This is a genomic window from Deltaproteobacteria bacterium (genome assembly GCA_015233135.1).
Lineage (GTDB): Bacteria > UBA10199 > UBA10199 > JADFYH01 > JADFYH01 > JADFYH01.
Map to the genome: position 1 here is coordinate 23,278 of JADFYH010000009.1, position 17,639 is coordinate 40,916.

The 17,639-nt window shown below is 44.5% G+C and carries 22 protein-coding genes; 14 read left to right on the forward strand and 8 right to left on the reverse strand.

Annotated features, from left to right (window positions below; translation table 11 throughout):
- The first annotated feature begins 10 nt into the window (after positions 1 to 10).
- Positions 11 to 361, forward strand: coding sequence for a hypothetical protein (locus tag HQM15_04290; protein ID MBF0491980.1), 351 nt, complete (start codon positions 11 to 13; stop codon positions 359 to 361).
- On the opposite strand, the gene HQM15_04295 is transcribed toward HQM15_04290, so the two are convergent.
- Positions 261 to 2,876: a DNA internalization-related competence protein ComEC/Rec2 gene (locus HQM15_04295; GenBank protein MBF0491981.1), complete on the reverse strand. Its 2,616-nt coding sequence runs from the start codon at positions 2,874 to 2,876 to the stop codon at positions 261 to 263. The two genes, HQM15_04290 and HQM15_04295, sit on opposite strands and share 101 nt — an antisense overlap.
- A gap of 65 nt (positions 2,877 to 2,941) precedes the next feature.
- Positions 2,942 to 3,589: a hypothetical protein gene (locus HQM15_04300; protein ID MBF0491982.1), complete on the reverse strand. Its 648-nt coding sequence runs from the start codon at positions 3,587 to 3,589 to the stop codon at positions 2,942 to 2,944.
- A 12-nt stretch (positions 3,590 to 3,601) separates the two neighbouring features.
- Between HQM15_04300 and HQM15_04305 the strand changes: the two genes are divergently transcribed.
- A complete protein-coding gene (locus HQM15_04305; protein MBF0491983.1) occupies positions 3,602 to 4,117 on the forward strand; it encodes a methylated-DNA--[protein]-cysteine S-methyltransferase in 516 nt (171 codons plus the stop codon).
- A gap of 71 nt (positions 4,118 to 4,188) precedes the next feature.
- The gene (locus HQM15_04310) at positions 4,189 to 5,103 is read left to right on the forward strand and encodes an MBL fold metallo-hydrolase (GenBank protein ID MBF0491984.1); all 915 of its coding nucleotides are present in this window, start codon (positions 4,189 to 4,191) and stop codon (positions 5,101 to 5,103) included.
- Here HQM15_04310 and HQM15_04315 read toward each other — a convergent pair.
- From HQM15_04315 to HQM15_04325, 3 genes are all read right to left on the reverse strand, one after another.
- A complete protein-coding gene (locus HQM15_04315; GenBank protein ID MBF0491985.1) occupies positions 5,100 to 5,273 on the reverse strand; it encodes a hypothetical protein in 174 nt (57 codons plus the stop codon). The two genes, HQM15_04310 and HQM15_04315, sit on opposite strands and share 4 nt — an antisense overlap.
- Before the next feature lie 150 nt (positions 5,274 to 5,423).
- On the reverse strand, positions 5,424 to 5,747 hold the full coding sequence (gene erpA / locus HQM15_04320; GenBank protein ID MBF0491986.1) for an iron-sulfur cluster insertion protein ErpA: 324 nt from the start codon (positions 5,745 to 5,747) through the stop codon (positions 5,424 to 5,426).
- Complete coding sequence (locus HQM15_04325) at positions 5,744 to 6,934, reverse strand: aminotransferase class V-fold PLP-dependent enzyme (GenBank protein ID MBF0491987.1); 1,191 nt, start codon at positions 6,932 to 6,934, stop codon at positions 5,744 to 5,746. Before HQM15_04325 ends, erpA begins: the two co-directional genes overlap by 4 nt.
- 91 nt (positions 6,935 to 7,025) lie before the next feature.
- On the opposite strand from HQM15_04325, the gene HQM15_04330 reads away from it, so the two are divergent.
- From HQM15_04330 to apbC, 11 genes are all read left to right on the forward strand, one after another.
- The gene (locus tag HQM15_04330; GenBank protein MBF0491988.1) at positions 7,026 to 7,499 is read left to right on the forward strand and encodes a hypothetical protein; all 474 of its coding nucleotides are present in this window, start codon (positions 7,026 to 7,028) and stop codon (positions 7,497 to 7,499) included.
- Positions 7,500 to 7,610: 111 nt separating this feature from the next.
- Complete coding sequence (locus HQM15_04335; protein ID MBF0491989.1) at positions 7,611 to 8,051, forward strand: Rrf2 family transcriptional regulator; 441 nt, start codon at positions 7,611 to 7,613, stop codon at positions 8,049 to 8,051.
- Positions 8,048 to 9,484 carry a Fe-S cluster assembly protein SufB gene (gene sufB, locus HQM15_04340; protein MBF0491990.1) on the forward strand — a complete coding sequence of 479 codons (1,437 nt, stop codon included), beginning with the start codon at positions 8,048 to 8,050 and terminating at the stop codon, positions 9,482 to 9,484. Before HQM15_04335 ends, sufB begins: the two co-directional genes overlap by 4 nt.
- A 128-nt stretch (positions 9,485 to 9,612) precedes the next feature.
- Complete coding sequence (gene sufC, locus HQM15_04345; protein MBF0491991.1) at positions 9,613 to 10,371, forward strand: Fe-S cluster assembly ATPase SufC; 759 nt, start codon at positions 9,613 to 9,615, stop codon at positions 10,369 to 10,371.
- 21 nt (positions 10,372 to 10,392) lie between these two features.
- Positions 10,393 to 11,661: a Fe-S cluster assembly protein SufD gene (gene sufD / locus HQM15_04350; protein MBF0491992.1), complete on the forward strand. Its 1,269-nt coding sequence runs from the start codon at positions 10,393 to 10,395 to the stop codon at positions 11,659 to 11,661.
- Positions 11,662 to 11,698: 37 nt separating this feature from the next.
- A complete protein-coding gene (locus tag HQM15_04355; GenBank protein MBF0491993.1) occupies positions 11,699 to 12,919 on the forward strand; it encodes a cysteine desulfurase in 1,221 nt (406 codons plus the stop codon).
- 99 nt (positions 12,920 to 13,018) lie between these two features.
- Positions 13,019 to 13,489: an SUF system NifU family Fe-S cluster assembly protein gene (locus HQM15_04360; GenBank protein MBF0491994.1), complete on the forward strand. Its 471-nt coding sequence runs from the start codon at positions 13,019 to 13,021 to the stop codon at positions 13,487 to 13,489.
- Between the two features lie 22 nt (positions 13,490 to 13,511).
- Positions 13,512 to 13,838, forward strand: a complete 327-nt coding sequence (locus HQM15_04365; GenBank protein MBF0491995.1) for a DUF59 domain-containing protein — start codon at positions 13,512 to 13,514, stop codon at positions 13,836 to 13,838.
- Positions 13,839 to 13,850: 12 nt separating this feature from the next.
- Complete coding sequence (locus HQM15_04370) at positions 13,851 to 14,129, forward strand: BrnT family toxin (GenBank protein ID MBF0491996.1); 279 nt, start codon at positions 13,851 to 13,853, stop codon at positions 14,127 to 14,129.
- Entirely contained in the window at positions 14,116 to 14,346 is a 231-nt protein-coding gene (locus HQM15_04375) for a hypothetical protein (protein MBF0491997.1), read from the forward strand. Before HQM15_04370 ends, HQM15_04375 begins: the two co-directional genes overlap by 14 nt.
- Positions 14,343 to 15,413, forward strand: coding sequence for an iron-sulfur cluster carrier protein ApbC (apbC, locus tag HQM15_04380; protein MBF0491998.1), 1,071 nt, complete (start codon positions 14,343 to 14,345; stop codon positions 15,411 to 15,413). The genes HQM15_04375 and apbC overlap by 4 nt, the downstream gene beginning before the upstream one ends.
- 6 nt (positions 15,414 to 15,419) lie before the next feature.
- Here the strand turns inward: apbC and HQM15_04385 are convergent, their stop codons facing one another.
- The 3 genes from HQM15_04385 to HQM15_04395 form a co-directional block, all read right to left on the reverse strand.
- Complete coding sequence (locus tag HQM15_04385) at positions 15,420 to 15,953, reverse strand: TlpA family protein disulfide reductase (protein MBF0491999.1); 534 nt, start codon at positions 15,951 to 15,953, stop codon at positions 15,420 to 15,422.
- Positions 15,954 to 16,034: 81 nt separating this feature from the next.
- Positions 16,035 to 16,607 (reverse strand): 50S ribosomal protein L17, encoded by a 573-nt coding sequence (gene rplQ / locus HQM15_04390; GenBank protein ID MBF0492000.1) that lies wholly within the window; start codon positions 16,605 to 16,607, stop codon positions 16,035 to 16,037.
- A gap of 3 nt (positions 16,608 to 16,610) precedes the next feature.
- Positions 16,611 to 17,627 carry a DNA-directed RNA polymerase subunit alpha gene (locus tag HQM15_04395; protein ID MBF0492001.1) on the reverse strand — a complete coding sequence of 339 codons (1,017 nt, stop codon included), beginning with the start codon at positions 17,625 to 17,627 and terminating at the stop codon, positions 16,611 to 16,613.
- Between the last annotated feature and the right edge of the window lie 12 nt (positions 17,628 to 17,639).

Below are 17,639 nucleotides of genomic sequence, written 5' to 3' on the forward strand. Positions count from 1 at the left end.
TAAAAAACTTATGAAAAAAACAATTCTCCTCCTTATTCTAATCGCCTTCGCCTCTTGCGCAGGTCGCACTCCGAACAATCATACGGCCGAGAAGATCATCAAACACTACTTTAAAAAATACGCCAAAAAATATCCCAATTCCGAATTTGGAAGAACTGCTGTAGAGAAAATCGAGATCAGTAGTGTCCAAGAAAACCAGAAAAATGTGGCCCATGCCCAGGCAAAGCTCATTTTGAGTAATGGGGAACAAGTTCCCATTCTCATGGGTTTTCTCTACAAGGCACCTCTGGGCTGGAGAGCTCAGGGTTGGGAGAAGCTAAGTCCAAAACTCCAGACCGCTGCGAATAGCTCTGCCAAGTAAGCCTTGGACTTTTCCATTCCAACACAATTTCACCCTCAAGATCTGTTCGCAGCAATTCAATGTTTCGCGCAGCATAACGCTCCAAAACCACCTGCCGTGGAAAACCAAAACGATTGTTCTGTCCTACTCCCATCAAGGCAATGCGGGGATGAACCCGGTTTAAAAACACCTCGCTGGAGGAACTGTTGCTGCCGTGGTGAGGCACTTTGAGTATTGTCGAAAAAAGTTCTGTGCGATTCGCCAAAAAGTCTTCACTCTCCTCTTCAATATCCCCCGGCAACAGCATCGAAAAATTTTGTGACGTTAATTTTAAAACCATCGAACGATTGTTCACGGCGGTGTTGCTGGATTTTTCCAGCAGATTTAACTGATCGGGAGGAAAGAAGGCCTCCATTTTTACTCCTTCCAAATTCCAGGGGATATCCCCTTCTTTAATTTTTTTGAGTGCAATTTTTTGCAAGGCCAACTCTTTTAAAATCTCCTGAAAACTCTCTGTCAGTGCCGTTTCCCCGTTGTACCACAGCTCTTTGATGGGATAATGCTTCAACAAACTCAGAATCCCCAAATAATGATCGGGATGCGGATGACTGATGACCGCCACGTCGATTTGAGGAAATTGATTTTGTAATAGATAAGGGAAAAGCACGTGTTCTCCCACATCGGTCTTCGAGCCCACTATTCCTCCGCCATCCAACAGGATTGTTTTGGCACCCGGAAGTTCAAGCAGCATGGCATCTCCCTGCCCCACATCCAAAAAATGAATCTTGATTTGATGAGAATAATGCCTTGTAAAATAGGGCTGAACCCAAAGGAACAGATTCCCCAAAAAAACAAAAAACAGGATTTTTTTGAAATGCTTGAGCGGAGGAAAAATCAGAAGAAGTAAAAACACATAAGCCGCAATACATTGGCTGGCATTAAAACCAGACACCGAAGACGAGGCCCAGGGAAAAGACGCAAAAAGTTTGAGAATCTGAAGAGAAATACGACCAAAAAAAACCAGGGCTTTCAGCAGAAACAAACTGGGCAGACCCAGACACTTAAACAACATCCAGCTGATTCCCAAAGGCATGAGGATAACGCTGTAGTAAGGAACTAAAATTAAATTCACCCCCGGTGCGATCCAACTCAGCTGATGAAATGCATGGGCAAGTAGAGGCAGCAGGCCTATTTGCACGACTAGAGAGGAGAGAAAAAGACTCACTATTTTATGTTTTTTTGAACTCCTATCTACGATTGTTCTCCCCTCTCCCTCCGAGGGGAGAGGGCCAGGGAGAGGGTGATCCCGCGTGCACTTGAGCTTCACCCTCCCCTGAATCCCCTCCCCTCGAGGGAGGGGAGACTGTGCACTCAAGCAAAATTCAACTCTTGGCAAAGCTGCCAGAATAAAAAATATAGACAGAAAAGAAAGCTGAAATGAAAGCTCAAAAAGCTGAAGGGGATAAAATACTAAAATCCAGAGAGCGGCATTAACCAATATAGAAAGCGCATCTGAATTTTTTCGCAAAAGTACTAGCAAACTCAATACAAAAAAACTCAGGATAGAGCGTAAGACCGAGGAGGAAAATCCCACCAGATAAGCATAAAATAAGACTGGGATAAAGCTGAAGATGAGAGAAAGTTTTTTAACTGACACATGGAGTAACAAGCGAGGAAAAAGAGAAAAAAAGATTCGAAACAGGGCATAAAAAAATCCGCTCACCATGGCCATATGCAAGCCTGAAACAACAATGAGATGACTGGTTCCCGTTTTTCGAAACAACTCCTCGACAGAATCCGGAATTTTTCTCTCGCCCAGCAACAGGGCCTCTATCCATTCTCTTTGATTGGTGTCCGAAACAGTCTGCAGCTCTTGTTTCAATTTTTTCAGAATTTTATTTTTTGCTTTTAAAAAGAAGTTTTTTTCTTCCCCAATTTTTACAACAAATTCGGCTTGTTCCACCCAGGCCTGTACCAATACGCCTTGTCGTTTAAGGGTTTCCTGGTAATTGGGCAGTCCAAAATTTTTGAAGGAAGTGACTTCACCGAAACGACTGACCAGCTGCACCACATCTCCTTCTTCCACTGCAGGTTCCCCATTTTGCACAGTCAGCCATACATTCCCCCGCACCTCGCTCACCTCATTTTCTCTTTTGATGGCAAGCGCAGAAAGTAAAATTCGAAAGGGCCCTGGTGCAATCCCTTCGGGCCTTTGTTGAACTCGAGCAATAAGATAAATTTTGGGTGTGTTTAAATAAGAAGACAGGTTAGAACTTTGTACAAAACTTTTTTGATTGAAATGAGCCGAGAAATTTCCGGCGAAGAAGAAAAGAAAAAAAATACTAAATTCCCTTCTCCTTGAGGAGAAGATGCCCGTAGGGCGGTTGAGGTGAGGATGCAAATTGCGGGAGGGAAATAATAAAACCAGAAAAAAGATGGAAAGGCTGAGGGAAATTCTCAGAGGGATTTCACAATAAAGAAAACTACAAATGCCAAAACAAAAGCCCAACAAGGGCGGCAATAAAGGTCGCTTCATGAAATAGAAGGATGGGGAAGGCTGAGGCTAAAAAACATGGAGGGAAGAAATTGGCAAGAAAAACATCACCCCGGCAACTTTGGAGAACTCAAAAGTGCCTCCTGCAAAGGCTTGGCAAGTTCCTCGTCAATCTGCTGACTCAAGTCCAGAACCAAATTGCGAATACGATCATAGCGGGTGTTGCCGCCCCGATTTCCCAGGACCAGACCTAGGCGAGTACGTAATCCCTTTAAAAAAATTCTGGCCTTCTGCGTCGGATGGCGCTTCGCCATTTCAATGAAGGCGTGCACGTTAATACCGTTGAGCAAAAGCTGACCTTCTTCAATATAAAAGGCAATGCCATCGACGGTTTCATCAAATTTGCGTTTAAGCCGCCCACTAATTTTGGTGAGGATGCCATGCAACATAGCCGCAAAGAGGGCCAGCTGTTCCGGATCTTTGATATTATCCATCGCCCAACGGCGATAGGCTTCTAATTTTCGGGAGACATCACTCCAATAAGAGGGGGATAAATGCGAAAGATTTTCCGCGATCATCTTGACCAAATCCTGCTTGTTCATCAAGATACGCCCAGCCATGAAATCTAGAGTGCTTCCGTCCATGCTGAACAGCCAACTCTGCGGGGGAAGCGCGTGTTCCTCAATGGAGGGCTGAGGGACAGAGACTTGAGGTAAGACTGGAGGCAGTTTTATATTGTTATTAAAATCAACCATGGTTAAATCTCAATGACAAAAAATCACTCTAAACTCCTCCACTACACCTTTTTTGATTCCACCTTAGGAAAACTCTGGATCACGTTACACAAAAAAAAACTCTGCGGAATCTATTTTCATTCCAGCGATCTTTACTATTTCCAGCACAAACACAAATATACCTTGAAGGCAATTGTCAAACTTCCCTCAGTGCTGGAAAGAGAGCTGACGGATTATTTTAAGGGCAAATTAAAAAAATTCCAATATCCCATTTGCTTTTTAACAGGCACTGCTTTTCAACAAAAGGTTTGGCAAGTCCTAACAAAAATTCCTTATGGCCGCACCAAAACCTATGGAGAGGTCGCCAAAGCGGTAAAATCCCCCAAGGCAGCACGAGCAGTAGGCTCAGCCAATGGCTCTAATCAAATTCCGATTGTCGTTCCCTGTCACCGTGTTGTAGCATCTAAGTCCCTCGGTGGGTACTCGGAGGGATTGGATATTAAAAAACAACTTCTGCAATTGGAATCAGGTATAAGGTTTAAGGTTTAAGGCGTAAGGTATAAGGGAAGAAGATTTCCTTACCCTGTGCCTTAAACCTTATACCTTAAACCTTACATGAAATGCCACTTCCCCTCAAAGAAACCCCTCAAGGGGTACTCATCGGAGACGTAGAATTCGTTTGGGCACGCAACGCCAAGGAGTTTTTCTTTTCCAACTCCATTGTGGTTCACACCCCCGATGCTTTGGTGGTGGACCCCTCCGCCAACTTCAGTTTTTTTGAGCACCTCGCTTCTCAAAACAAGGTGCGCACCGTAGTCAATTCTCATTATCACATCGACCATCGCTCGCTGAATCATCTCTTCAGCAACGCCCAGTTTTTGTGTCACGAAAAAGACCGGGAGGCGATACTATCGTTTGATAATTATCTTAAATATGCCGATCAAAATCAGGATTCGTCTTATGTGATGTGGCTGAAAGGCATTTTTTCTTCTCTGGAAATTGATCGAGAAGTGATTCACGAAACGCTGAAAGACAAACAATATCTGCCGGTGAAAGGGCTTAAAATTGAAGTAGTGCATTTACCCGGACACACCCCCGGCCACATGGGTTTTTATTTTGAGGCTTTGAAAATTCTCTATGTTTCGGACATCGATCTCACCCCCACTGGCCCTTGGTATGCCAATATTTCCTCCAACATTGATCAATTCATTGCCTCTATAGCACGCATCAAGGCTATTCCAGCCGACTATTACATTAGTTCTCATGGGGAACGCGTATATGAACCTGAAAAGTTTTTGGAAAAACTTTCACGTTTTGAAGTGGCTTTTGAAAAGAGAGACCAACGAATTTTGGAGAGCCTAAAAGAAGCACCCAAAGATTTAGAAACACTTTCAAAGGTGGGAATTATTTATAAAAGCTCTCAGCTCACAGATCCACTACGCAGTTGTTTCGAACGGCAGATGATAGAGAAACATCTAGAGCGTTTGGAGAAGCAAGGAAAGATTAGACAGGAAAAGAGCTTGTTTATGCTCTAATGAAGAACCACCAAAGGCACAATCACCCCACCCAAAGCCAAAATACCAGCGAGGATACCAATGATCATCACAGTATGCCTCTCTCCTTTGGTTTCATAAGAACCTGTATCCAACTCTTGCGCCTTACCTGAAAAATTTCCTTCAGGCAGATCTTGATAAGTCAGCTCCATTGAAGCCCCCCTCTCCCTTGCTTGCCCGCCAGTCTTTTGGAGGGAGGGAAGGGGGTGATCAGTCCCTCGAGCGAAAGCAGGGGTATTTGAAAATATTAAAAAAGAGAAAAGAGAAAAGAAAAGGAGAGTTTTTTTCATAGATAACAATCATTAAACCGAAAAACTAGTGCCACACCCGCACGAACTTTTCGCATTGGGATTATGAAAGGTAAATCCTGAACTCATCAAGTCGGAATGATAATCAATGGTCACGCCATTTAAAAATAAATAACTTTTAGGATCGAGAAGGATCTTCACTCCATTTTGCTCCACCACTTGATCCTCCTCAGTGGCCTTTTCTTCAAAAGTAAACTTATAGGAAAGGCCCGCGCACCCCCCTCCCACAACTCCCACACGGACGGCAGAATCGGGGGTGTTCTGCTCAGTCAGCATTTTTTTGACATGATTGACAGCTTTTTCGGTGAGTGTAATCACAATTCCTCCTTTGCCATTTCGTACTCTATAGACGAAGTTCGAATTTTATCAACCCCCTCTTTAATTCTCTGGGTGGCATAAGCTATTTCTTCTTCATTTGTAAGGCGGCCCAAACTAAAACGGGCACTCCATTCAACTTCTGCCTTACTCAATCCCAAGGCTTGCAAAACGTGAGAAGGCTTTGCTTTTACAGAGGTGCAAGTCGCCCCCGCAGAAAAAGCCAGGTCGCGCACTTCCATCATCAATTGCTGCACAGGCACATAATCGAAACGAACATTCAAATTATTGGTCAGACGATTTTCCAAGACCCCATTCAAATGAACATCTTCTATTTTATCTTGTAGCTGCTGCCAGAACATGTCTCGCAAACTTTTTAGCCTGATATTTTCAGAATCCATTTCCCGTTGCGCAATTTCACAGGCCTCCCCCAAACCAACAATTCCAGGGACATTGAGGGTGCCTGAACGCAAGCCGCCTTCATGCCCCCCTCCAAAAATAACGGGGCTCATATTAATTTTTGGATTTTTCGATCGAACATACAAAGCACCAATGCCCTTAGGTCCATAAATTTTGTGGCCCGAAAGAGACAAAAGGTCGATGCCCATTTTTTCAACATCAATTTTAATTTTTCCAAGGGCCTGTGTGGCATCACAATGAAAAGCAAGCCCATGCTGCCTGGCAATCTTTCCAAGATCCTCGAGAGGATGCAAGCTGCCAATTTCATTATTTGCTCCCATGAGGCTGATCAAAAGGGTTTCGGGACGAAGATTCTTTTGTAGCTCCTCCAGATTTATTTTCCCCTGGGAATCTATGCTCAAGAAACTCACTTCAAAACCTTCCTCTGTCAAATGACGAAGAGGATCTAACACCGCAGAATGTTCACTCACACAACTGAGGAGATGATTTCTTCTCTCACGATTCGCACGCGCATACCCCAAAATCGCCAAGTTATTGGATTCAGTCGCACCCGAAGTAAAATAGATTTCCTCTTTTTGAGCCCCCAAAAGAGAAGCAACTTGCAATCTGGCATTTTCTACAGCGGCTTCCGCTTCCCAGCCAAAGGCATGGGTTTTACTGGAGGCATTTCCAAATTTTTTAAAAAAATAAGGAAGCATAGCCTCTAAGACCCGTGAGTCTACAGGAGTGGTAGCATGATAATCGAGATAGATAGGAGTTTGGATTGGCATAATAGAAATTAAAATACCGCTTTACTTAAAATAAAAATCTCTTTTAGACTATTCTGGTCTCTCTTCAACATTTTTTTCTACAGGAGTTCTTATGAAAATTAAAACCTTTGCCTTATCTTTCAGTCTGGTGGCCTTTGGTTTCGTCTCTCTAGCTTTTTCACAGGGCTATGACAAGGCGGCTCAAGAAAAAGCAGCCCGGGACAAAGAAGAAATCGTCAAAAGAGGACAAGCTCAGCAGCAATATAACCAACCCACCCAAGCTCCTCAATATAATAAACAAGAGCCAAGCCCTCCCGTTTACCAAAACACCCCAGGATCAAAATCTGCCCAATTCATTCCCTGCCCGGTTACACAAATCGAGGCCAAAATCACCTCCAGTGTTCCCTCGGATTGGTGGGATACCCCTCAAGTAGGCAATCTGCAAAACACCCAAGTGACCAATATTGGCGGGATTCCTACCCTTCAATGCCTTTACTGGGCTTATGGAACAAACATCCCTCTGATGAAACGAGTCCCTGCGGGTTTGCAGTGTTCTGCCCAAAGTAACGGATTCCAATGCCAGTAGAGGGCGCGCGATAAACAGCGCCCCCTCAATCACCGCTTGACACCCCGCGCCACTCTCCAATATACGACCTTGATGGTCTTATAAAGAAGGTATAAGCTTATAACCAACGCTATGCTTCAACTCAACCGAAAAACGGAATATGCCTTGTTGTCGCTCGAGCACATCGCTCGAAAGGGAGGGGATTCTGAGCGGGTTTCAAACACCCGTGAAATCTCAGAGGCCCATCACATCCCTTATCCTATCCTGGGGAAGGTCTTGCAAAAGATGGCCAGCAAGGGCCTGATCAAGTCTGTTCAAGGTATCAACGGGGGCTATGTGTTAGCCCGCAAGCCGGAAGACTTGAGCGTGATGGATATTATTCAGATTTTTGACGGAAAATTTGCCGTGGTTGGATGCTTCAAAGAAGGCCGCTGTGATTGCCCTCAATGGAAAGGCTGTCATATTAAAGATCCTCTTTCCGAGCTCAACCACAAGATTTACCGTCTCATTGCTCAAACAAAATTGAGTGATCTTCTGAGTCCTCCTGAAAAAATTGAAAGGAGGAGCGCATGAATAACTCTGCCCTACGGGCCCTCACCCAACAGGAATATAAATATGGTTTTGTGACCTCGGTTGCAGCAGATCGCATCCCCAAAGGCCTAAGCGAAGAAGTCATCCGACTCATTTCGAGCAAAAAAAATGAACCGGCTTTTATGCTGGAATGGCGGCTCAAGGCCTTTAGACATTGGCAAAAAATGCGGGAACCCACTTGGGCACATCTGCATTTTCCAAAAATCGATTATCAGGACATTTGTTACTACTCGGCTCCCAAGCCTAAAAAGCAGTTGAATAGTTTGGAGGAAGTGGATCCTGAAGTTTTGGAGACCTTCAATAAATTGGGGATCTCTCTCAAGGAACAGGAGCGGCTAAGCGGCATTGCGGTCGATGCCGTCTTTGATAGTGTCTCGGTGGGGACCAGCTTCAAAAACAAGTTGAATGATCTGGGAATTATTTTTTGTTCCTTTTCGGAGGCCGTACAAGAACATCCCGAGCTGATTCAAAAATATCTGGGGACAGTCGTTCCTTACACCGATAATTTTTACGCCACTTTGAACACCGCTGTTTTTAGCGATGGATCCTTCGTCTATATTCCCAAGGGCGTCAAATGTCCGATGGAGCTCTCTACCTATTTCAGGATTAACGCCTCCGAAACCGGGCAGTTTGAACGCACTTTAATTATTGCCGACGAAGGCAGCAGCGTCAGCTATCTGGAGGGTTGCACGGCTCCAATGCGAGATGAAAATCAGCTGCATGCCGCCGTGGTCGAACTGATTGCGCTGGACCACGCGACCATCAAATATTCTACCGTGCAAAACTGGTATCCCGGTGACAAGAACGGTAAAGGTGGCATTTACAATTTCGTCACCAAACGCGGCAAATGCATGACCCATGCAAAAATTTCCTGGACCCAGGTGGAAACCGGCTCTGCCATCACCTGGAAATATCCGAGCTGCATCCTGCAGGGAGACCATTCGATTGGCGAATTTTATTCAGTTGCCGTTACCAACAATTATCAGCAGGCCGATACCGGCACCAAGATGATTCACATCGGTAAAAATACGAAGAGCACCATTGTTTCCAAAGGCATCTCTGCAGGACATGGACAAAATTCTTATCGCGGGCTGGTCAAAATCATGAAAAGCGCGGAAGGCGCGCGCAATTATTCGCAATGCGATTCACTGCTGATGGGCGATGAATGCGGCGCGCATACCTATCCGTACATGGAGATAAAAAACAACCGTGCCCAAATCGAACACGAAGCCAGCACCAGCAAGATCAGTGAAGATCAGCTTTTTTATTGTCGTCAACGCGGACTCTCAAACGAAGATGCCGTCAATTTAATCGTGAACGGATTCTGTAAACAGGTCTTCAAGGAACTTCCCATGGAATTTGCGGTAGAAGCGCAAAAGCTGTTGGGAGTGAGTTTGGAAGGCTCAGTGGGATAATACCATTATATTCCCCCTCTTAAGATAAGAGGGGGCCAGGGGGCGTTATGAACAATTGGATTCAATTTGATCTTATTGACATAACTCCTCCTAACCTCCTCTTAGCTTAAGAGGAGGAAGCTAAGGTTATGTTAACTATTCATCAGCTCCACGTCGAAGTGGAAGGTAAAAAAATTCTGAATGGCATTAACCTCAATATCAATGCCGGTGAAGTGCATGCCATCATGGGGCCGAACGGCTCTGGAAAAAGCACATTGGCTCAGGTGTTGGCGGGACGAGAGAACTATGTCGTCACACAGGGCAAAATTTTATACGAAGGCAAAAATCTTTTGGATCTGCCTGCAGAAGAACGCGCCCGCGAAGGAATTTTTTTAGGATTTCAATATCCCATTGAAATTCCTGGTGTCTCCAATTCCTATTTTTTAAAGGCAGCGCTTAATGCCATCCGCAAACACCGCGGCGAAGCAGAAGTGGATGCCCTGGATTTTCTGGCCTTGATTAAAGAAAAAATGAAGCTACTGCAGATGGACCCAAAATTTCTCTCCCGAAATGTGAATGAGGGTTTTTCGGGGGGTGAAAAAAAGCGGAACGAAATTCTGCAAATGGCCTTGCTGGAACCCAAACTGGCAATTCTGGATGAAACCGATTCCGGCCTGGATATTGATTCTTTGAAAATCGTGGCAGAAGGAGTGACTGCCCTGCGTAGCCCAAAACGGGCCATTTTGCTGGTCACGCATTACCAACGATTACTCGATTACATCGTTCCGGATTTCATCCACGTGCTGTCAGGTGGAAAGATTGTGCTTTCAGGAGACAGATCTCTCGCCCTGAAATTGGAAAAAGAAGGCTATGCGTGGTTGGAGAAGTTAGAGAAGGTTGCGAGTTAGCGATGAGAGGGCGCTTTATTTATGTCTACATTCCTTCAACAACTCGAAAAAGATTCCCAAAGTTTGATGCAACTCTGGAATCCGGAGCTGCGTCAAAAGGCCTACGCGGCCTTTTTGAATCAGGGGCTCCCCAGTACTAAACTGGAAAGTTGGCGCTACACTTCTCTGCAAAAAATGGCGGAGCTTCCCTTTGAATCGAAATCGTCTGTGCATCAAGCCGAGCTTCCGAGTTTGGAAAAGCGTTGCAGAATCACATTAATCAATGGGCAATTTTCGCGCGAACATTCTTCACTCCATTTACCCGCAGGAGTAGAGTTCAAGCCCTTGAGCGAGGCTCTTAAAAATGGACTACAGCTTGAAGCCCTTGCTACAACGCCCGAAAATGCCTTGAATAATCTGAATACCGCCTTCTTCTTGGATGGGGCGTACTTGCGAATCTCCGCAAATACCCAGGTAGAGGAAGTGCTCGAAATCTTATGCATCCAGGATGCCTCGCACTTGCAGGCCTTCTATCCTAAAAATGTGATTGAGCTGGAAAGTGCTGCGTACGCTCATGTGCAGGAACGTTACATTTCTCTCCATCACGAATGCTATTTGATGAATGCCAGCACCGAAATCAAATTGGGCGACAACGCCGAACTTCATTATTATCGCAGCCAGGAAGAAGACAAAAAGGCCTTTCATCTTTCTTCGGTACGCGTGTCGCAAAAACGCAACTCCCGCTTTTATTCTTATGGATTATTTTTAGGTTCCGGCCTCAACCACAATCATCTGCAAAGCAGCCTCAAAGAAGAAGGTGCCGAGTGCAATCTGCTGGGGCTCTATCTTGGCGGGGAAACTCAGCATTTGGACAATTACACCTTGATCGATCATGCCACTCCTCATTGTCGTTCCAACGAGCTCTACAAGGGCATTCTGGAAGAAGAGGCCTCGGCCAGCTTTCAGGGGCACATTTTAGTGCAGCCTCATGCAGTGAAAACAGAATCGAGGCAGCTCAATAAAAATCTGCTGCTTTCTCCCAAAGCGAGCGTTAACACCAAACCCCTTTTGGAAATTTATAATAATGATGTGAAATGCAACCACGGAGCCACCATCGGAAAGCTGGATGAAAAGCAGCTTTTTTATCTGCGCTCTCGCGGGCTGGATGCCCAGGAGGCTAAATCGTTGCTCACCCTTGCCTTTGCCAGCGACTGGCTTTCAGAAATAAAGCAGGATTTACTCTTCAAGGAATTTCGCTGCAGGATATTGACGCATTTTTTCCCGAAGACTGTCCTCTCCCCTCTCCCTTGAGGGGAGAGGGTGATCTCGAGTGCACTTAGGTACCACCATGACTCTTAACATTCAAAAAATCCGAAAAGACTTCCCTATTCTTTCCCAAATCATTCGTGGCAAACCCTTGGTGTATCTGGACAATGCCGCGACTACTCAAAAACCCCAAGTGGTTTTGGATCGCCTCACTCAATACTATGAAAAAGAAAATGCCAACATCCACCGCGGGGTACATTTTTTAAGTGAACGCGCCACCGAGGAATATGAAAAAGCCCGGCGTTTCATCCAGAAATTTTTAAACGCAAAATTTCCTCATGAAATTATTTTCACCCGAGGCACCACAGAAGGAATCAATTTAATCGCTTCGAGTTTTGGAAAAAAATTTATCCGTGAGGGGGATGAAATCCTCATCTCGGCCCTGGAGCATCATTCCAACATCGTCCCCTGGCAAATACTTTGTGAAGAAAAAGGCGCGAAGCTGAAAGTAATCCCCATCAACCTGCAGGGCGAAATTATTTTTGAGGAATTCGAAAAATTACTCACTCACAAAGTGAAGCTGCTTTCGCTGCTTTATATCTCCAATGCCTTGGGGACTGTAAACCCCGTCAAAAAAATGATTAAAAAGGCCCATGAAAAAAACATCCCCGTATTAATAGACGGTGCGCAGTCTACAGCGCATTTGAAAGTGGATGTTCAGGCCTTGGATTGCGATTTCTACGCGTTTTCGGGTCATAAAACCTTTGGCCCCACTGGAATTGGGGTGCTCTACGGAAAAGAAAAATGGCTGGAAGAAATCCCTCCTTATCAAGGCGGAGGGGATATGATTGCCTCGGTGAGTTTTGAAAAAACCACTTACAATGTTCTTCCCTATAAATTTGAGGCAGGCACCCCCAATATTGCCGGAGCAATTGCCCTGCAACCTGCCTTGGAATATCTTGAGAATTTGGGTTTGGACCAGATTGCCAATCATGAGGCAGGGCTTTTATCTTATGCCATTCAGGAAGTTTCAAAAATTGACCAATTGAGATTCATAGGACAGGCCAAAGAAAAAGCGAGCGTCCTGTCTTTTATTTTTGAGGACATACACCCTCACGATATAGGCACCGTGCTGGATAGCGAAGGAATTGCCATTCGCACCGGTCATCATTGCGCCATGCCCGTGATGACTTTCTTTAAAGTGCCGGCCACAGCCAGGGCCTCTTTTGCGTTCTACAACACGCGCAAAGAAGTGGATATCCTGGTGAAGGGTTTGGAAAAAGTTAGGAAAGTTTTTAGTTAAAGAGGCAGGTTTAAGGTTTAAGGTTTAAGGTTTAAGGTTTAAGGGTGTGTCTTTCCCTTATACCATAAACCTTATACCTTAAACCTTATCCCTCTACCCATGGAACTCCGAGATCTCTATCAGGAAGTGATTTTAGATCACAACAAGCATCCTCGTAATTTTAATAAGGCCATCCCCGCCAATTTAAAAGCGGAAGGCTTTAATCCTTTGTGTGGAGACCACATCACGGTACTGCTGCAAATAAAAAACAACAAAATTTGCGACATCAGTTTTGAAGGATCGGGCTGCGCCATTTCCAAGGCCTCCAGCTCCATGATGACTGAAGCACTAATCGGAAAAAGCAAGGAAGAAGCCCTCAAACTCTTTGAGTCCTTCCATGCCATGCTGATGAGCAATTCGGCAGAAACTCTCCCCGAAAATCTGGGGAAACTTGCAGTTTTTTCCGGGGTGTGGGAGTTTCCGGCCCGCGTGAAATGTGCTTCTCTCGCCTGGCATGCCGTGAAATCGGCCCTTGAAGGAAAAGGCGAATGCGTGACCACTGAAGAAGCCGATATGAGAGAAGGAGCTTAAAATCTCCCCTCTTAAAGCATTTATGCAAATATCTTCAGAACAAATTCAAAAAATCGAAGAACATGTCCTCGACACCTTGAAGACCTGTTACGACCCGGAAATTCCGGTCAATATTTATGATCTGGGACTCATCTACGAACATGGGGTAAGAGACGACGCGACAGTGTATGTAAAAATGACCCTCACTTCTCCCTCTTGTCCGGTGGCTGAAACCCTGCCTCCGGAAATAGAAATGAAACTTCGTGGAATCCCCGGAGTAATAGACGTCAATGTAGAAGTGATTTGGGATCCTCCCTGGACCCCTGAAAAAATGTCGGAGGCCGCAAAACTGGAATTGAATATGATGTAGGGAGAAAATAAAATGGATGCAGAGTTTGAATGGGATTGGGAAAAATATATCCTTAATTTAAAAAAACATGGAATTAGTTTAGAAGAAGCAGAAACAGTATTTGATGATCCACTTTCTCTTGTTGTTCATGACGAATCTCATTCAGAGGAAGAAGATCGATATTTAATAATTGGAGAATCTTGCAAAGGGAAATTATTAGTTATAAGTCATGTCTACAGGAGGGATAAAATTCGTATTATTAATGCAAGATTTGCATCTTTGAAGGAGAAAAAAAATTATGAAAAAAAATAAAAAATTGGCCTACGATGAAATGCTTCCTGAATATGATTTTTCTAAGGGTGTTCGAGGAAAGTATGCCAATCTCATTAAACGCAGCCAAAATTATGTTATTCTAGAACCTGATATTGCAAAAAAATTCAAAAGCTCTCAAGTCGTTAATAATGTTCTCAGACTCTTTTTAGACGTACAAAATCAACTCACTAAAAAAACGAAACAAATCACATCATGAATACAGAACTCATCCTCAACGCCCTCAAAAACGTAAAAGACCCTGAAATTGGCAAAGACTTAGTCACGCTCGACATGATTAAGGATATAAAAATCACAGGCAGTAAAGTCAGTCTGCGCGCTGTTTTGACGACACCTGCCTGCCCTTTGAAAAAGAAAATTGAAGACGATATTCGTCAAGCCGTACTGGCAGTCCCTGGAGTATCCGAAGTGGAAATACTCATGGATGCGCAGGTGAAGAAATCCGCGACGCTGAGTTCTTCCGAAAGATTGGCGGGAGTAAAGAATATCATCGCCGTGGCCAGCGGAAAAGGTGGCGTGGGAAAATCAACGGTGGCGGTCAATCTTGCCATTGCCCTTTCTCTGAGTGGTGCAAGGGTGGGCGTGCTCGATACCGATATTTATGGCCCCAGCATCCCTACCCTTTTTGGATTAAAAGATAAAAAGCCTGCGGTGGATCAGGAAAAACAAAAGATTATCCCTCTGGAAAAATATGGCCTCAAGATTATGTCGATTGGTTTTATGATGCGCGAAAACGATGCCGTGATGTGGCGTGGGCCCATGATCCATAAAATGCTGCAACAGTTTTTGGATGATGTGCTTTGGGGTGAACTCGATTATCTGGTTTTGGATTTGCCTCCGGGAACCGGAGATGCCCAACTTTCGCTTTCTCAACTCATTCCCATTTCCGGGGCAGTCATTGTGACTACGCCGCAGGATGTGGCCTTAGCCGATGTGGTGAGAGGCATCGCGATGTTTCAACAAGTGCATGTCCCTGTATTGGGCGTCATTGAAAACATGAGTTTCTTCGAATGTCCCAACTGTCATCATCACAGCGAAATTTTTTCAAAAGGCGGCGGAAAAAAGAAGGCCGAAGAAATGAAGGTTAATTTTTTGGGAGAACTCCCTCTGGATATCCCTACCCGCGAAGGATCAGACAGCGGTGAACCGATTACGATGAAATCAACCCACTATACTCAATCCATTAGATTTAAGGAAATAGCGCAAAAAATAGCAGGGCAACTTTCAGTGATTCAGAGTACAGAACCAATAAAAATTTCATTGTAGGGCTTCTTACCTTTTCTGAATCAGATTTTTAATTTTCTGGATTACTGCCGCTTCAGACCAGTCTTGGGCTCCAAGGGTTTCTTCAACAACTGTCCCTTTTTGGTCAATCAAATAAGTTTGTGGAATGTGATCAACGCTGTATAAATCGGCAACTTTGAATTCTGCGTCCAGGACGATCTTAAAAGAGACCAGATGCAATTTTTTGAATTCCTCAATGGGCGTCCATCCCTCTTCATCCATGCTCACACCTAATATTTCAAACTCATCTCGAGGAAAACTTTGATAAAGTTTTTCCAAACTAGCCATTTCACTCACACAAGGAGGGCAAGTCGTTGCCCAAAAATTCAAGAGAACTACTTTTGGTCTAAATTGGGACAGCTGTACGGCATGCCCCTCATGATCTTTTAAGTCGAAATCCGGAGCCGTTTTCCCCTCTTGAATAGCAGAAGAACTCCCCTGGGGCCCCTGCTGAAATAGCCACCAGAGTCCAGCGCCTAACACACTTAGCAGAAGTATCTGTAAAAATATTCTAACTTTCATATTTTCTGACAACGTAAAAAAAGGCATCCCCCCCAAAAGGAGACGCCTTCTTTTTAAAAACTTAAAATCATACTCAAACTACTACTTTTCTTCTTTTTTTATTTTCTTCTCGCTAGTTTTTTTCGTTACTTTTTTCACCTTTTTCTCCGCCGCTTCCTTCTTGGGCTTCGCAACCTTTTTTACTTTTTTTTCTTTTGTCTCCTCAGCAGCCACCACCTTTTTTTTAGCAGCGGGCTTTTTCTTCTCGGCCTCTTTATCTGCTGACTTGTTCAGCTCGGCATTTATTTTTTCGGAAGGGTCGTAATCTACATATTCAATGAGTGCCATGGGAGCCGCATCGCCCAAGCGAAAGCCCAATTTAAGCACCCGAGTATAGCCGCCTTTACGGTCTTTAAACCTTTCCGCAAGATCTGAGAAAAGCTTGGCTACCGCTGCTTTAGTGCGAACAATAGCGACCGCACGACGTCTGGCATTGAGACTGCCCTCTTTCCCCAGACTAATCATCTTTTCGGCGAGCTTACGCAATTCCTTCGCCTTGATAACAGTGGTTTCAATCCTCTCATGCTCAATCAGTGAGGTGACCATATTTCTCATCATGGCAATTCGGTGCGAAGTGGAACGCGAAAATCTTTTTTTTGCTACGCGATGTCTCATGGCTTACAGCTCTTCCTTTTTGGTTTCATCTTCCGCAGGGTAAACCCATGAATCGAGCTTCATACCCAAAGAAAGATTCATTTCTGACAAAATTTCCTTAATCTCATTGAGCGACTTACGACCAAAATTTTTAGTTTTCAACATTTCGGATTCAGTCTTTTGAACCAACTCTCCAATGTGTCTGATATTGGCATTTTGAAGACAATTGGCAGACCTCACGGAAAGTTCCAACTCCTCTACCCGCTTGTTCAGATTTTCGTTGATACGGGGGCCATCCGAAATAATTTCTTCCACGGGCTCATCTTCTTCTTCGAAGTTCACAAACATACTGAGTTGATCTTTTAAGATCTTCGCCGAATAAGAAACAGAGTCTTCCGGGGTAACCGAACCATCAGTCCACACTTCCAAAGTGAGCCTATCGTAGTCAGTATCTTGCCCTACGCGTGCATTGGCTATCGTATAATTCACCTTGGTAATAGGAGTAAAAATTGCATCGATGGGAATCATTCCGATAGGATCTTTTTCGCTTTTGTTACGATCTGCAGGGGAATATCCTTTTCCCAAACGCACCACTAATTCCATATTGAGCTTTGCATCGGCGGATAAAGTAGCAATATGTAAATCCGGATTCAGCACTTCAATATTAGCCGAAGCAACGATATCGGAGGCCTTCACTTCTTTAGGGCCCACCGCATCAATGCGCACTACTTCACGTTCGACACCACTCAACCTTAAGCGGAGCTGCTTGAGGTTTAAAATAATATCCGTGACATCCTCTGTAACTCCAGGAACGGACGAAAACTCATGCTGCACACCCTCAATTTTAATATTTGTGACTGCGGCACCTTGAATGGAAGACAACAATACCCTTCTTAGGGCATTCCCCAGCGTAAGACCAAAACCCCTCTCTAAAGGTTTAACAACAAACTTACCGAAGTTATTTCCCTCGCCATCTCTTTCGACATCCAGCTTTTTAGGCTTAATCAAACCTCTCCAATTTTTAGCCACTAGAGTATCCATCTTACGACCTCC